A 13172-nucleotide genomic window follows, 5' to 3' on the forward strand; every position below is an offset into this window, starting at 1 on the left:
CGGAACCCTGCCGAGGAGGGGGACTTCCGGACAAGGTTCGGGGTGGGGCGCCCGAGGTGGCGTCGACGGGTGGGCAGCGGGCCCGATCCGGGGTAGACGGTCTCCTGTGAGCGATCGCAGCTGCCCCTCGTGCCACGAACCGGTCCTCGCCCACCAGACCCTGTGCCCCGTGTGCCGCACCCCCGTGCCCTCGGAGGCGGGTCCGGTGGCGGCCGAGAGCACCGCCTTCACCTTCACCGCCCCGCCGCCCCGCCGCACCGCCCCGGCGGCGCCCCCGCCCCCCACCGCGGCGGGCGCACCGGGCGCGCCGGTGCCGGAGCCGACCGACGAGCCCGGCTACGTGGTGGGCACCGCCCCCGTCCCCGCCTGGGCCGCCCCGCCGGCGGCCGACCCGGCGGCCGGAGCGCCGGGCCCGGCCCCCCGACCGGAGCCCGAGCCCGTCCCGCCGCCCGAGCCCGGCCCATCCCCCGCTCCCGGCCCTGGGCCCCGGTCGGAGCCGGAGCCCTCGTGGGCCCCCCCATCGACGGGTGAGCCCGTCTCGGCGGAGCCGGACGCGGAACCGGTCGACCCGGGGACCGTCGGCCCGTTCGTCGTGGGCCCGTCGACCGCTGCCAGCACGGCCACCGCCCCCGAGCCCACCGCCCCGGCCGCCGACGCCACCGCCGTGCTCGGCGCCCCCGCCCCGGCGTGGGCCCCCGAGGCCGACGCCACCGCCGTGGGCCCGTCCCCGGCGGCGGCCCCCGCCGCAGCCGAGGCTCCGCCCGCCTGGGACCGCCCGGCGTGGGACCCGCTGGCGCCCGCCTCCCCGGGCGCGCCCGTCTCGGCCGGCACGCTGGGGACGCCGGGGGCGGCCGTGCTCGACGAGCGGGGCAACCTGCCCGGCGGGATCGTGGGCCTCGTCGCCGCCGCCCTCGTGACCATCGGCGTGTTCCTGCCGTGGATCGCCGTCGAGGGCCGCGACGTGTCGGGCTGGGCCGCCAGCGGCGACGCCAAGGTCCTGCTCGGCATCGCCGGCGTGGCCACCGTCATCGCCGCCCTCCTCATCGGCGGGGCCCGCTCGCTCGTCCTGCGGGTGGCGATGGTCGGGCTCGGCGTCGTGGCCCTCGGCCTCGGTGCGTTCGAGATCAGCAGCGCCAACGGCATCGAGGACTTCGACGTCAGCCTCGGCACCGGCCTCTTCCTCGTGCTCGGCGGCGGCCTGGCCCTCGCCCTCGCCGGCGCCCTCACCCGCCACCGCCGCTTCCTCTGACCCAACCCGGCCGCGTGCCGAGGACGGACCCGGGTGCCCGGGTCCCTGCGATCGTCCCCGGCGGAGGGACGGGCGACGGCGAGGACGGGGGCTACAGGGCGACCAGGGCGGCGAGGGCGGCGTCGACGTCGGCCTCGTCGTTCCAGCCGGCGGGGGAGAACCGCACGCCCGGCCCGCGCGCCGACGCCACCACGTCGGCGGCCGCCAGCCGCGCCACGACCCTGTCGGCCGGCTGACCCGGCACGACCACGGTCACCAGGGCGGAGCGGGCGCCGTCGCTCCGGGGCGAGACGACGTCGAGCCCGGCGGCGGCGCACCCGTCGGCCAGCCGGGTGGCGAGGTGGTCGACCCACGCCCACACGGCGTCGGCGCCGGCATCGGCGAGGAGGCCGAGCGCCGCCCCCCACGCCGCGACACCGGCGTGGTTGGGGGCGCCGGACTCGAGCCGGGCGGCGGTCTCCCCGGCGGCGAGCGAGCCCTTGCTGGCCGTCACGAGGGCGAGGCGCTGACGGAGGGACGGGGTGACGGCGAGGGCGCCGATCCCGTGCGGGCCGAGCAGCCACTTCTGGGACCCGGCCGCCGCGGCATCGACGCCCCACGCCGCCAGGTCGACCGGCAGCACGCCGGCGCCCTGGATGAGGTCGACGCACAGGACGGCCCCGTGGGCGTGCACCACCTCGGCCAGGGCGGCCAGGTCGGTGCGCTCGCCGTCGTGGGCCTGGACCCACGACAGGGTCACGACCCGCACGTCGGTGCGGCCGTCGAGGGCGGCGGTGAGGGCCTCGGCGACCGACCCGCTCCCAGCGGCGACCCGCTCGACGGTCGCCCCCCGGTGGGCCTGGGCCTCCCACGGCAGGATCGTCGTCGGGTGGTCGTCGGCGGGGACGAGCACCCGGTCGCCCTCCCGCCAGTCGAGCCCGGCCGCCACCAGCCCCAGCCCGTGGGTGGTGTTGGCGACGAGGGCCACGTCGTCGGTGTCGGTCCCCAGGAGGGCGGCGGCGCGGGCGCGGAGCGGGGCCCGGCGGGCGAGCCGGTCGTCGAGGGCGAGCGCCCCCCGCCGGGACGCGTCGCGGGCGTCGGCGGCGACGGCCTCGGCGGCGACGACGGGGAGCGGGCTGGCGTAGGCGCTGTCGAGGTAGACGAGCCTCTCCGATGCCGGGAACTGGTCGCGTGGGAGCGGCGGCCGGGTTGGTGGAGGGGGCACGTGGCTAGTGTGCCGCCCGTCCCGCGAGGTGAGCGCGGGCCGTCGCCGGGCACCGGAAGCGGGCGGGCGGCGGACGCCGACATGAGGAGCCCCACGTGCAGCGATTCTGGTCATGGCTCGCGGTGGAGCTCGGGAGGCGGGCGGGCCTGGTCTCGATCGTGGGCCTCGTGGTCACGGTCGCCCTGGGGCTCGGCATCACGCAGCTGGAGTTCGCCACCGGGCAGGACAGCTACCTGAACAAGGGGGACCAGGTCGCCAAGGACAACGTGGCGTACCAGGACCTCTTCGGTGGCCAGATCATGATCGTGCTCTTCACCATGGAGGAGGGCTCGACGGTCGTCGACCTGACGACCGGGGAGAACCGCGAGACCATCCTCGAGGCCACCGAGGAGATCGCCGCCAACCCGAACGTCGAGTCGGTGGTGACCCCGCTCACTGGCCTGGAGTTCTCCGACCGCCTCATCCAGAACTCCTACGCCGACCCGTCCGAGCGGGCCGGCCTGCCGACCGAGTCCGTGGCCGGCACCGTCCTCCAGGCGGCGATCGACGCCGAGGAGCCGGGCAGCGAGGAGCAGATCCTCCGCTACCTGGACCAGGATCGGACGGCGTGCCGCCTGCTGGGCATCGCCAACCCGCTGATCACCCCCGAGCAGGTGCCCGACGAGCGACGGGAGCCGTGCGACGAGCCCGGCTTCGACGCCGACGGCGACCTCGCCCCCGAGCCCGACGTGGCCGTCCTCACCAACCCCGAATGGGTCGACTTCCTGCTCCACGACAACACCGGCGAGATCCGCAAGTCACTGCGGACCTTCTTCCCCGACGACACCCACGCCCAGATGATCGTGCGGCTCAAGGGCAACGCCGACATCGAGGTCGAGGGGGCGGGCGCCGTCGCCGTCAAGGAGGTCTGGGAGGACCGTGAGATCGAGGGGGCCGAGCTCACCGTGACCGGCGCCCCCGTCCTCCTCAAGGACATCAACGACTACCTCAAGGGCGGGATCCTGCGCCTCGGCGCCATCGCCGTGGCGATCATGGTCCTGATCCTGCTGGTCCTCTTCGACGTGCGCTGGCGGCTGCTGCCCCTCGCGGTGGTGCTCGTCGGCGTCATCTGGGCCTTCGGCCTGGCCGGCTACCTCGGCATCCCCCTGTCGGTGGTGACCATCGCCGGGCTGCCGGTGATGCTCGGCGTGGGCATCGACTACGCGATCCAGATGCACGCCCGGATCGAGGAGGAGGTGGTGATCGACCGGGCGTCGCACCCGATCCAGGAGACGGCGCGGAACCTGGGCCCGGCCCTGCTGGTCGTCACCTTCGACGCCGTGTTCGCCTTCGCCGCCCTGCGCTTCGCCAAGGTCCCGATGATCCGGGACTTCGCCCTGCTCCTCTGCATCGGCGTCGCCGTGATCTGCCTCGGGTCGATCATCCTGCCGCTGGCCGCCCTCGGCATCCGCGAGTACCGGTCGCCGACCACCGGCCGCGACTTCCGCGAGGGCGCCCTGGGCCGCCTCACCGTGTGGCTGGGCTCGCTCTCGCCGCGGGTGGCCCCGCCGCTCATGGCCGCCAGCCTCGTGATCTTCGTCGGCGGGATCGTCGTGGAGGACAAGCTGACGCTCCAGACCGACCCCGTCCAGTGGGTCAACCAAGAGTCCCAGAACCGCAAGGACATCGCCACCCTCGAGGAGGAGGTCGACTCCTCCAGCGAGCTCGGGATCTACGTGACCGGCGAGACCGAGGAGGAGCTGTTCACCGACGAGAACGTCGAGTACCTCCACTCGTTCACCAATGAGACGCTGGCCGAGTACCCCGACCTGTTGAACCGTGCGTCGAGCATCCTCACCCCGATCAGCTTCCTGACCGAGATCGAGGGGACCTCGGACGTGGCCCCGACCGGTGAGCAGATCCGCACAGCGTACGAGGCGGCCCCGGACGCGGTGAAGACCTTCACCGTGGCCAACACCGGCGACGACCACGCCATGAACATCCTCTTCACGACCCGGCCGAGCTCGCTCGACGAGCGGGCCGAGATGGTGAACGAGATCCGGGAGACGGCCGACCCGCCGGGCGACGTGCGGGCCACGCCCTCGGGGCTGGCCGTGGTGGGCGTCGGGCTGCTCGAGAACCTCGAGTCGAACCGGGTCCTGCTGACCTACCTGTCGATCCTCTTCGTCTTCCTCTTCCTCACGGTCCGGCTGCGGAGCATCGTGCGGTCGCTGCTGTCGCTCGTGCCGGTGCTGATCGCCGTGGGCGCGGCGTCGCTGGTGGCCTTCGCCCTCAGCCTGAAGCTGAGCCCCATGACCGCGGTCGGGGGGCCGCTCGTCATCGCGGTCTGCACCGAGTTCACGTCGCTGATCCTCCTGCGGTTCCTCGAGGAGCGGAAGCGAGGCCTGACCCCGCAGGCGGCTGCCGACGTGGTCGCCGCCCGCACCGGGCGGGCGTTCATCGTCTCGGCCATGACTGCCATCGTGGGCGTCGGGGTGATCGCCACGTCGTCGCTGCCGCTGCTGCGCGACTTCGGGATCATCGTGGCCATGAACGTGCTGGTCGCGCTGCTCTCGGCGCTCGTGATCCTGCCGCCGGTGATGGTGTGGGCCGAGCAGCGGGGCTGGGTCTCGCGGGGGATGATCGACCCCGAGATCATCGCCCACGCCACCAAGACCCACGACGAGTCCCAGCCCGACACCCCCGACCTCGGCGGCGCCGAGGTCACCACTCCCACCCCGACCGGCTGACCCGCACGGGTGCCTGGCACCATCCGTGCACCGCCCGGGCACCATCGGACCCGAGGACGTGGCCACCACCAAGACCTGACCCCCACGAATGGTGCCGTCAGCCGGCGTCGCGGAGGTCTTCCTTCCACGCCCGGAAGCGCTGGTGGCTGGCCCCCGACGGCCCGACGCCGTCGCCGGTCCCGTCGGCGAACATCCGGAACGTGTGGGTGACGCCCAGGTCGTCGGCCCGGCCCGCCCACATCCGGGCGTCGCCCTTGTTGGGCGGCCCCGCCCGCCACAGGATCCACGGCCCGATGCGGCGGATGTAGCGGGCGACCGGGGCATCGGGCAGGTCGGCGCCCAGGGCCAACAGGTCGGCGGGGGCCTCGACCCACGCCGTGGCCGGGATGGCCCGGTCCCGGATCGGCGTGGCCGGCAGGTCGTCGGTGTGGACCGGCGTGTGATCGAGGGGGCGCTGCGGGGAGGGCAGGGCGGGGCCGCTCACCACCCGCGCTCGGCCCACTCGTCGAGGTGCGGCCGCTCGGTGCCGATGGTGGTGGCGTCGCCGTGTCCGGGCAGGACGACGGTCTCGTCGGGGAGGGTGAAGAGCCGGTCGGTGAGCGACCGCATGATCGTGACGAAGTCGCCGCCCTCGAACGAGGTGTTGCCGGGCCCGCCGGGGAACAGGGTGTCGCCGCTGAACAGCAGCGGGGTGCCCTCGACGGTGAAGCAGACCGACCCCGGCGTGTGCCCCGGGGTGTGGAGGGCGTGGAGGCGGAGCCGACCGACCTCGATGACGTCCTCGTCGTCGATGGTGGAGTCGTAGCTCGGCAGCATCCCGGCGTCGGCCTCGGTGACGGCGACGTCGTAGCCGGCGTCGCGCAGGGCGGGGACGGCCTGGATGTGGTCCCAGTGGCCGTGCGTCTCCAGGACCCGGCGGACGCCGAGGGCCCGGCACAGGTCGAGGAGCCGCTCGTGCTCGTTGGCCGCGTCGAGCAGGACGGCGTCGCCCGTCTCGGTGCAGCGCACGACGTAGACGTTGTTGTCCATCGGGCCCACCACCACCTGGTGGACCTCGAGGCCGGTGGCGGACCAGATCTGGGTCTCGGAGGGCGGGGCCATGGCTCCAGTCTGCCGCCGATCCGGGCCCGGGGCGGCGCCTAGGGTCCGAGGCCGCATGGCGACCACCGACTGGAACCCGATCCTGCGGGCCGAGCTCGAGCAGCCGTACTTCGGGGCGCTGCGGAGCTTCGTCGACGACGAGCGCCGACGCCACGAGGTGTTCCCCCCGGCCGAGGACGTCTTCGCCGCGCTGCACCTCACCCCGTACGCCGCCGTGAAGGTGCTGATCCTCGGCCAGGACCCGTACCACGGGCCGGGCCAGGCCCACGGGCTGTGCTTCTCGGTGCGGCCGGGGGTCGACGTGCCGCCGTCGCTGGTCAACATCTACAAGGAGCTCGAGTCGGACCTCGGCATCCCCCGACCCGACCACGGCTGCCTCGACGCCTGGGCCCGCCAGGGCGTGCTGCTGCTCAACGCCACGCTCACCGTCCGGGCCCGCCAGCCCGCCTCCCACCAGGGCAAGGGGTGGGAGACCTTCACCGACGCCGTCATCCGGGCCGTCGACGCCAAGCCCGAGCGGGTCGTGTTCATCCTCTGGGGGTCCTCGGCCCGCAAGAAGAAGGCGCTGGTCGACACGTCCAGGCACGTGGTGATCGAGGCGCCCCACCCGTCGCCGCTCAGCGCCCACCGGGGCTTCTTCGGCAGCCGCCCCTTCAGCCGGGCCAACGCCGCCCTCGAGGCCGCCGGCCGCGAGCCCGTCGACTGGTCGATCCCGCCGCGCTGAACGGGTCTAGGTTCCGCCGATGGACGTCGGCGTCGCCCTGCCCACCATGGCCCCGGGCTACGGGCCCGGCACCACCGTCGACTGGAGCCGGGGCATCGACACCGGCCCCTTCTCCAGCGTGTCGGCAGGGGAGCGGATCACCTTCGACAACCCCGAGATCGCCACCACCCTGGCCGCGGCCGCGGCGGTGACCGAGCGGGTCGAGGTCATCGCCAACATCTGGATCCTGCCGATGCACCCGCCGACGCTGGTGGCCAAGCAGGTGGCGACGCTCGACCACCTGGCCGACGGGCGCTTCACCCTGGGCGTCGGGGTCGGCGGCCGGGGCCACGACTACCGGGCCGCCGAGGCGTCCGACGAGCGCCGCCACGCCCGCCTCGACGAGTGCGTGGCGTCGGTCCGTGCCCTGCTGGCCGGCGAGCCGCCGTTCCCCGGCGCCGACCCGGTCGGCCCGCCGCCGGTCCGCCCCGGCGGGGTCCCGATCCTGGGCTCGCCCATGGGGCCGCGCTCGATGGCTCGGGCCGCGGCCTGGGCCGACGGCGTCACCGGCTTCAGCGTCGCCGGCCGGGGCGACGAGATGCGGCGCACCAACGAGCTGGCCGACCGGGTCTTCGCCGAGGCCGGCCGCCCCCCGCCCCGCAAGCTCAGCGGCTGCTTCTACGTCGTCGGCGTCGAGGAGCCGCTCGCCACGCTGCGAGCGTTCGCCGCCCGCTACCTGGCCATCTTCGGCGCGGACTTCGCCGACGCCATGGCCGCCGAGTGCTGGGTCGCCACGCCCGACGACCTGGGCCGGGTCCTCGACGACGCCGAGGCCGCCGGGGTCGACGAGCTCGTCCTCGTCCCCGGCACCGTCGACCGCCGCTGCCTCGACGCCACCGCCGAGGTCGTCGCCGCCCGCTGACCCGGCGCGCGGTCGGAGTGGGTCAGACCCACTCCGACCGCACGGTGGCGACCCGCCGGCCGGCTGGTCGATCTCGGCGCCCGTGGCGTCCCGGCTAGGTGCTGACGACGTCGAAGCCGAGGGCCAGGGCGACGGGGATCTGGCGGGGGTCGAAGGTGACGAAGGTGACCGGCGGGGGGAGGCGGTCGGCGGCGGCCAGGTGGAGGGCGTCCACGGTGCGCAGCGGCTGCTCGCGGGCCAGCTCGGCGGCCCGGTCGAGGCAGAGGGCGTCGACGGGGACGACGTGGGTGCGCTCCCAGTCGTCGCGGAGGGCCCGGCGCAGGCGGTCACGGTCGACGGGGTTGTCGGTGACCCGGTCGACCAGCGGGAGGGCCTCGGCCAGGGCCAGGGCCGAGGCGCACCACACCGGGTCGGCGGCCATGGCGTCGACCACCACCTGCCGGTGCGGCCCGGTGAGGAACCGCCCCAGCAGCGCCGTCGTGTCCAGCGCCAGCGTCACGAGCGGACCTCGGCGACGAGGCGGTCGAGGCGGCTGCCGAAGGCGTCGACCCGGACGTCGGGCGGGGGCCGGTCCGACCGTCGGGCCGGCACCACCAGCCCCCGGGCGGCCAGGTCCTCGATCGTCGGGACGTCGCCGGCGGGGTCGAGCGGCCCGAGCTGGGCCACCGGCCGCCCGGCGACGGTGACGACGATGCGCTCGCCCCCCTCGGCCCGGCGCAGGAACGTGGCCGCGTTGGCCCGGAAGGTGCGGACGGGGACGGTCTCGGCCATCGTCGGAGTGTACGCGCATGTACACAGGGGCGGCTCGCCCGGACCCGACCGCCCGGTCAGGATCCCGTCCATGAACTTCGCCTTCAGTGACGAGCAGGAGGAGCTGCGCAAGGTCGTGCGCCAGTTCCTCGAGAACAAGTCGAGCGAGACGGCCGTGCGCGAGCAGATGGACACCGAGCAGGGCTACGATCCCGCCGTGTGGACCCAGATGGCCGAGCAGCTCGGCCTCCAGGGCCTGGCCATCCCCGAGGAGTACGGGGGCTCGGGCTACGGCTTCATCGAGCTGGTCGTCATCTTCGAGGAGATGGGCCGCCGGCTGCTGCCCGCCCCCTACTTCGCGACCGTGGCCCTGGCCGCCACCGCCCTGCTCCAGTCCGGTGACGAGGAGGCCAAGAAGGCCCACCTGCCCGGCATCGCCTCGGGCGAGACCATCGCCACGCTGGCCTTCACCGAGGCCAACGGCAAGTGGGACGAGAGCGGCATCACCGCCACCGCCTCCAAGGACGGCGACGCCTACACCATCACCGGCGAGAAGATGTTCGTCCTCGACGGCCACGTCGCCAACCTGATCCTGGTGGCGGCCAAGACCGACGCCGGCACGTCGCTGTTCGCGGTCGACGCCGAGGCCTCGGGCCTCACCCGCGAGGCCCTGCCGACCATGGACCAGACCCGCAAGCAGGCCAAGGTGACCTTCGACGGCACCCCGGCCACGCTCATCGGCACCGACGGCCAGGGCTGGTCGGTCCTGGAGAAGACCCTCGACCTCGCCGTGGTGGCCCTGGCCGCCGAGCAGGTCGGTGGCGCCCAGCTGTGCCTCGAGATGGCCGTCCAGTACGCCAAGGACCGGGTGCAGTTCGGCCGGCCCATCGGCTCGTTCCAGGCCATCAAGCACAAGTGCGCCGACATGCTGCTCGAGGTCGAGTCGGCCAAGTCCGCCGCCTACTACGCCGGCTGGTGCGCCTCGGAGCTCAACGACGAGCTGCCCTCGGTCGCCTCCCTGGCCAAGGCCTACTGCAGCGAGGCGTACTTCCACGCCGCCGCCGAGAACATCCAGATCCACGGTGGCATCGGCTTCACCTGGGAGCACCCGGCCCACCTGTACTTCAAGCGGGCCAAGAGCTCCGAGCTGCTGTTCGGCGACCCGACCTACCACCGCGAGCTGCTCGCCCAGCGCATCGGCCTGTAGGCCCGATCTGACCTGACTGCTGCGAGCTCGGTGGCAGATGGGGGACGACCATCCCCCATCTGCCACCGAGCTCGTCGCGTCAGGGGTGGGGGCGGCGCATGGCCTGACCTCGTCCGACCCTGAACCCCAGGTCGAGGTAGAGACCCGACCCCGCCGGTGAGGCGTTGAGGGTCGAGGATTGCACGCCGGCCTGGTCGAGGTGGGAGAGCAGGAGCGCCATGGCGGCGCGGGCCGCGCCTCGCCGCCTCCAGGCCGGGTCGGTGGCGACCGAGCCGACGTGGGCCACCCGACCGTCGGGCCGGCCGGGACCGGGCGGCGACGGGTAGGTGACGGCGAGGGCCGAGGCGACGGCGCGCCCGTCGGGTCCGGGCACCACGGCGCCGGACCACCGGCCGGCGGCTCGCTCCCCGGGCCACATGGCGACGAAGGGCAGCACCCAGTCGCCCTCGTCGACGACGTCCATCCCGGCGAACATGACCTGGCGGAGGCGCGCCAGCGCCGGGCCGTCGTCGACCGTGGCGGGCCGCGCCGTCGGGGGCCCGGCACCGGCGTCGTCCGGGCCCGGAGGGGGAGCGGGAGCGGACGGGGCGACCATCGTCATCGAGCCCTCGCCGTCGGGGCCGACGGCGACGAACCCGAGCGACAGGTAGAGCCCGGCGGCCCGGACGTTGGTCAGGGCGACGCTGAGGCTGACCCGGGCGTGGCCGTGGGCGGCGGCCAGGTCGAGGGCGCCCAGCATGAGCGACCGGCCCAGGCCGCGGCCCCAGGCCCCGTCGACCACGGCGACCGAGACCTCGGGCGTGGCTGCGTCGACGAAGCCGTAGCCGGGGCGCTCCGGGGTCATCAGGCGCAGCCAGCTGGCGCCCATCCGCCGCCCGTCCTCCCAGGCCACCAGGCCGACGTCGCCGGCTCGGCCCCAGCCGTCGAGGTAGCGCCGGAGGTGGTCGTCGGCCAGCAGCTCGGGCGGGTGCTGGCCGCCGTCGGGGAAGGCGGCCTGGGCCAGCATCTCCCACAGGAAGGGCTCGTCGTCCGCGGTCGCCGGGGCCAGCACGCCCCGATCCTGGTCCACGACCGCCGGTCCCGACCCCCGAGTTGGCAAGATCAGGGCGTGAGCGAGAGCGACGAGCGGCCCCGATGACCACCGTCCTGGTGGTGCTGCTCGTCCTGGTCGGGTTGGCCCTCGTCGTCGGGATCGCCTTCTACGCCGTGGGCCGCGAGGTGGTGCTGCTCGAGCAGCGGGTCGCCCCGTCGGTGTACGAGCTGGAGGAGGCCATCGCCTTCATCGCCGACCGGCTGCCCGACGACGTCGCCGCCCGGATCAGCCACGACGACGTCCGCTGGGTGCTGCGGGTCGACGCCGAGGAGCTGGAGGCGGCCACCGCCGAGGAGGTGGCCGACGGCGACGAGGACGAGGTCGTCGACCCCGACGGCGCCGTGGGCCGGGTCCTGGCCCGCGTGGCCGACGAGCGCCCCGAGCTGGCCGACGAGGACGTGGTCGCCGTCCTCGACACCCGCTTCGAGTACCTCCGGGCCATCGGAGCCGTCGGCGACGAGGCCTGACGCCCCAGGTCAGCGGGGTGGGCGCCCCTGCGTAGGGGTGTGACCGACGCCCTACGTAGGTCCGTCCGTCAGAGATACGTCATCCGTCCGATGTGACGGGGTGCTTCAGAGCCCGATGATGATCCCTGTCACCGGACGGACCGGTGGCACCGGAAGGAGGCATCGTGATGACGCACGACGCACTCGACACCTACGTTGCCGACCGCCGGCAGGCACGGGAGCAGGCCGCCACCACGGCCCGCACCGGCCGTCTGCTCCGTCGGGCCCGCGCCGCTCTCGCGGCGGGCCCGACCGGTCCGGCCCAGCCGGTGCCCACGTCCCCCGCCAGCTCTCCCGTCGTCGCCGCCGCCACCGCGCCGACGGCGGGAACCCCTCGCCGGGCTCCGGCTGCCGCTGTCCTGCGAACCGCAGCGCCGGCCGGTGCCCCGGCGGCACACGACGACCCCGCCGCCGCCTGAGCCCCCCCACGCCCCATCACCCCCACCGCCGCTGGCGACCGGACCCGGACGGGAGACCGTCGGATCCGGTCGCCAGCGGCGCGTCCGGGGCGTCCGACCGGAGGGGCGGCGTCAGCGGAAGGTGCTGAAGGTCGCCTCGGCCGCCGTCGGCAGCTCGGGCACCAGGCCCCGACGGCGCAGCTCGGGCAGGAGCCCCTCGCCGCACCAGTACGCCTCCTCCAGGTGGGGGTAACCGGAGAGGATGAACTCCTCGAAGCCGACCCCGGCGTACTCCTCGATGCGGTCGGCCACCTCGGCGTGGCTGCCGACCAGCGTCGTGCCCGCCCCGCCCCGGACCAGGCCCACGCCGGTCCACACGTTGGGGTGGACCTCGAGGCCCCGGACGTCGCTCGGGTCGAGGCCCCGGTGCAGCTCGGCCATGCGGCGCTGGCCCTCGGAGGCGGTGGCGGCGAAGTCGGCCTGGGCGGCGGCGATGGCCTCGGGCGAGATGCCCGCCAGCAGCCGCCCGGCCGCGGCCCACGCCTCGTCGGCGGTCGGGCGGGTGATGACGTGGAACCGGATGCCGTAGCGGAGGCGGCGGTCGTGGGCCGCGGCCCGGGCCCGCATGCGCTCCACCCGCTCGCCCACCATGGCCGGCGGCTCGCCCCACGCCAGGTAGACGTCGGCCCAGCGGGCGGCCACCTCCTCGGCCTCGGGTGACGCCCCGCCGAAGTAGATCGCGGGCTGGGGGTCGGGCACGCCCCGCGTGGTGGCGTCGGTGACCTCGTAGAACTCACCGGTGAAGGTGAACGGCTCGCCGCTCCACGCCCCCCGCACGATCTCGAGGAACTCGGCGGCCCGGGCGTAGCGGGTGGCCTTGTCGATGCGGGGCCCGAAGCGGGCCGACTCGGCGTCCTCGGCGCCGATCACGATGTTGAGCAGCACCCGACCGCCGGAGAGCCGCTGGTAGGTCGACGCCATCTGGGCGGCCAGGGTGGGGGAGAGGAGCCCCGGCCGGAAGGCGACCAGGAACCGCAGCCGCTCGGTGACCGGGACCAGGGTCGCGGTGGCGATCCAGGCGTCCTCGCAGGCGGTGCCGCACGGGGTGAGGGCGGCGTCGAAGCCGAGGCGGTCGGCGGCCCGGGCGACCTGGGTGAGGTAGGCGTGGTCGGGTGGGCGCTGGTCGTCGGGCCCGGCGGCCACGACGTCACGGGAGTCGCCGCCGGTGGGGAGGAACCAGTGGATCGCCAGCATCCACCAATACTGCACCGGATTGGTCAGGAATCGCCATCTGGGCCCCGCTGACCCGG

General features: G+C 74.7%; 13 protein-coding genes. 6 read left to right on the plus strand and 7 right to left on the minus strand.

The annotated features are described in order from the left end of the window. Nucleotides 1–169 precede the first annotated feature (169 nt). Nucleotides 170–1249 carry a hypothetical protein gene (locus tag HC251_RS07555; protein WP_219944688.1) on the plus strand — a complete coding sequence of 360 codons (1080 nt, stop codon included), beginning with the start codon at nucleotides 170–172 and terminating at the stop codon, nucleotides 1247–1249. A 91-nt stretch (nucleotides 1250–1340) separates the two neighbouring features. Here HC251_RS07555 and HC251_RS07560 read toward each other — a convergent pair whose 3' ends face one another. Then, entirely contained in the window at nucleotides 1341–2453 is a 1113-nt protein-coding gene (locus tag HC251_RS07560; RefSeq protein WP_219944689.1) for an aminotransferase class V-fold PLP-dependent enzyme, read from the minus strand. Between the two features lie 95 nt (nucleotides 2454–2548). Here HC251_RS07560 and HC251_RS07565 point away from each other — a divergent pair, with 95 nt between their 5' ends. After that, nucleotides 2549–5182 (plus strand): RND family transporter, encoded by a 2634-nt coding sequence (locus HC251_RS07565; RefSeq protein WP_219944690.1) that lies wholly within the window; start codon nucleotides 2549–2551, stop codon nucleotides 5180–5182. Nucleotides 5183–5279: 97 nt separating this feature from the next. On the opposite strand, the gene HC251_RS07570 is transcribed toward HC251_RS07565, so the two are convergent. Both HC251_RS07570 and HC251_RS07575 read right to left on the minus strand, forming a co-directional pair. Further along, a complete protein-coding gene (locus HC251_RS07570) occupies nucleotides 5280–5666 on the minus strand; it encodes a hypothetical protein (RefSeq protein WP_219944691.1) in 387 nt (128 codons plus the stop codon). Continuing rightward, nucleotides 5663–6283 carry an MBL fold metallo-hydrolase gene (locus HC251_RS07575; protein ID WP_219944692.1) on the minus strand — a complete coding sequence of 207 codons (621 nt, stop codon included), beginning with the start codon at nucleotides 6281–6283 and terminating at the stop codon, nucleotides 5663–5665. Before HC251_RS07575 ends, HC251_RS07570 begins: the two co-directional genes overlap by 4 nt. A gap of 55 nt (nucleotides 6284–6338) precedes the next feature. On the opposite strand from HC251_RS07575, the gene ung reads away from it, so the two are divergent. Beyond that, on the plus strand, nucleotides 6339–7007 hold the full coding sequence (ung, locus tag HC251_RS07580) for a uracil-DNA glycosylase (RefSeq protein ID WP_219944693.1): 669 nt from the start codon (nucleotides 6339–6341) through the stop codon (nucleotides 7005–7007). Between the two features lie 19 nt (nucleotides 7008–7026). Beyond that, complete coding sequence (locus HC251_RS07585; RefSeq protein WP_219944694.1) at nucleotides 7027–7908, plus strand: LLM class flavin-dependent oxidoreductase; 882 nt, start codon at nucleotides 7027–7029, stop codon at nucleotides 7906–7908. Between the two features lie 94 nt (nucleotides 7909–8002). Here the strand turns inward: HC251_RS07585 and HC251_RS07590 are convergent, their stop codons facing one another. Both HC251_RS07590 and HC251_RS07595 read right to left on the minus strand, forming a co-directional pair. Beyond that, nucleotides 8003–8407 carry a type II toxin-antitoxin system VapC family toxin gene (locus tag HC251_RS07590; protein WP_219944695.1) on the minus strand — a complete coding sequence of 135 codons (405 nt, stop codon included), beginning with the start codon at nucleotides 8405–8407 and terminating at the stop codon, nucleotides 8003–8005. Further along, a complete protein-coding gene (locus HC251_RS07595) occupies nucleotides 8404–8679 on the minus strand; it encodes a type II toxin-antitoxin system Phd/YefM family antitoxin (protein WP_219944696.1) in 276 nt (91 codons plus the stop codon). The genes HC251_RS07590 and HC251_RS07595 overlap by 4 nt, the downstream gene beginning before the upstream one ends. A 70-nt stretch (nucleotides 8680–8749) precedes the next feature. On the opposite strand from HC251_RS07595, the gene HC251_RS07600 reads away from it, so the two are divergent. Continuing rightward, nucleotides 8750–9865, plus strand: a complete 1116-nt coding sequence (locus HC251_RS07600) for an acyl-CoA dehydrogenase family protein (RefSeq protein ID WP_219944697.1) — start codon at nucleotides 8750–8752, stop codon at nucleotides 9863–9865. A 79-nt stretch (nucleotides 9866–9944) separates the two neighbouring features. On the opposite strand, the gene HC251_RS07605 is transcribed toward HC251_RS07600, so the two are convergent. Beyond that, a complete protein-coding gene (locus tag HC251_RS07605; protein WP_219944698.1) occupies nucleotides 9945–10916 on the minus strand; it encodes a GNAT family N-acetyltransferase in 972 nt (323 codons plus the stop codon). Nucleotides 10917–10999: 83 nt separating this feature from the next. Between HC251_RS07605 and HC251_RS07610 the strand changes: the two genes are divergently transcribed. Then, the gene (locus tag HC251_RS07610) at nucleotides 11000–11425 is read left to right on the plus strand and encodes a hypothetical protein (protein ID WP_219944699.1); all 426 of its coding nucleotides are present in this window, start codon (nucleotides 11000–11002) and stop codon (nucleotides 11423–11425) included. 569 nt (nucleotides 11426–11994) lie between these two features. Here the strand turns inward: HC251_RS07610 and HC251_RS07615 are convergent. After that, the gene (locus HC251_RS07615) at nucleotides 11995–13116 is read right to left on the minus strand and encodes an LLM class flavin-dependent oxidoreductase (RefSeq protein WP_219944700.1); all 1122 of its coding nucleotides are present in this window, start codon (nucleotides 13114–13116) and stop codon (nucleotides 11995–11997) included. Between the last annotated feature and the right edge of the window lie 56 nt (nucleotides 13117–13172).

It is taken from the genome of Iamia sp. SCSIO 61187, assembly GCF_019443745.1.
Classification (GTDB): Bacteria; Actinomycetota; Acidimicrobiia; order Acidimicrobiales; family Iamiaceae; genus Iamia.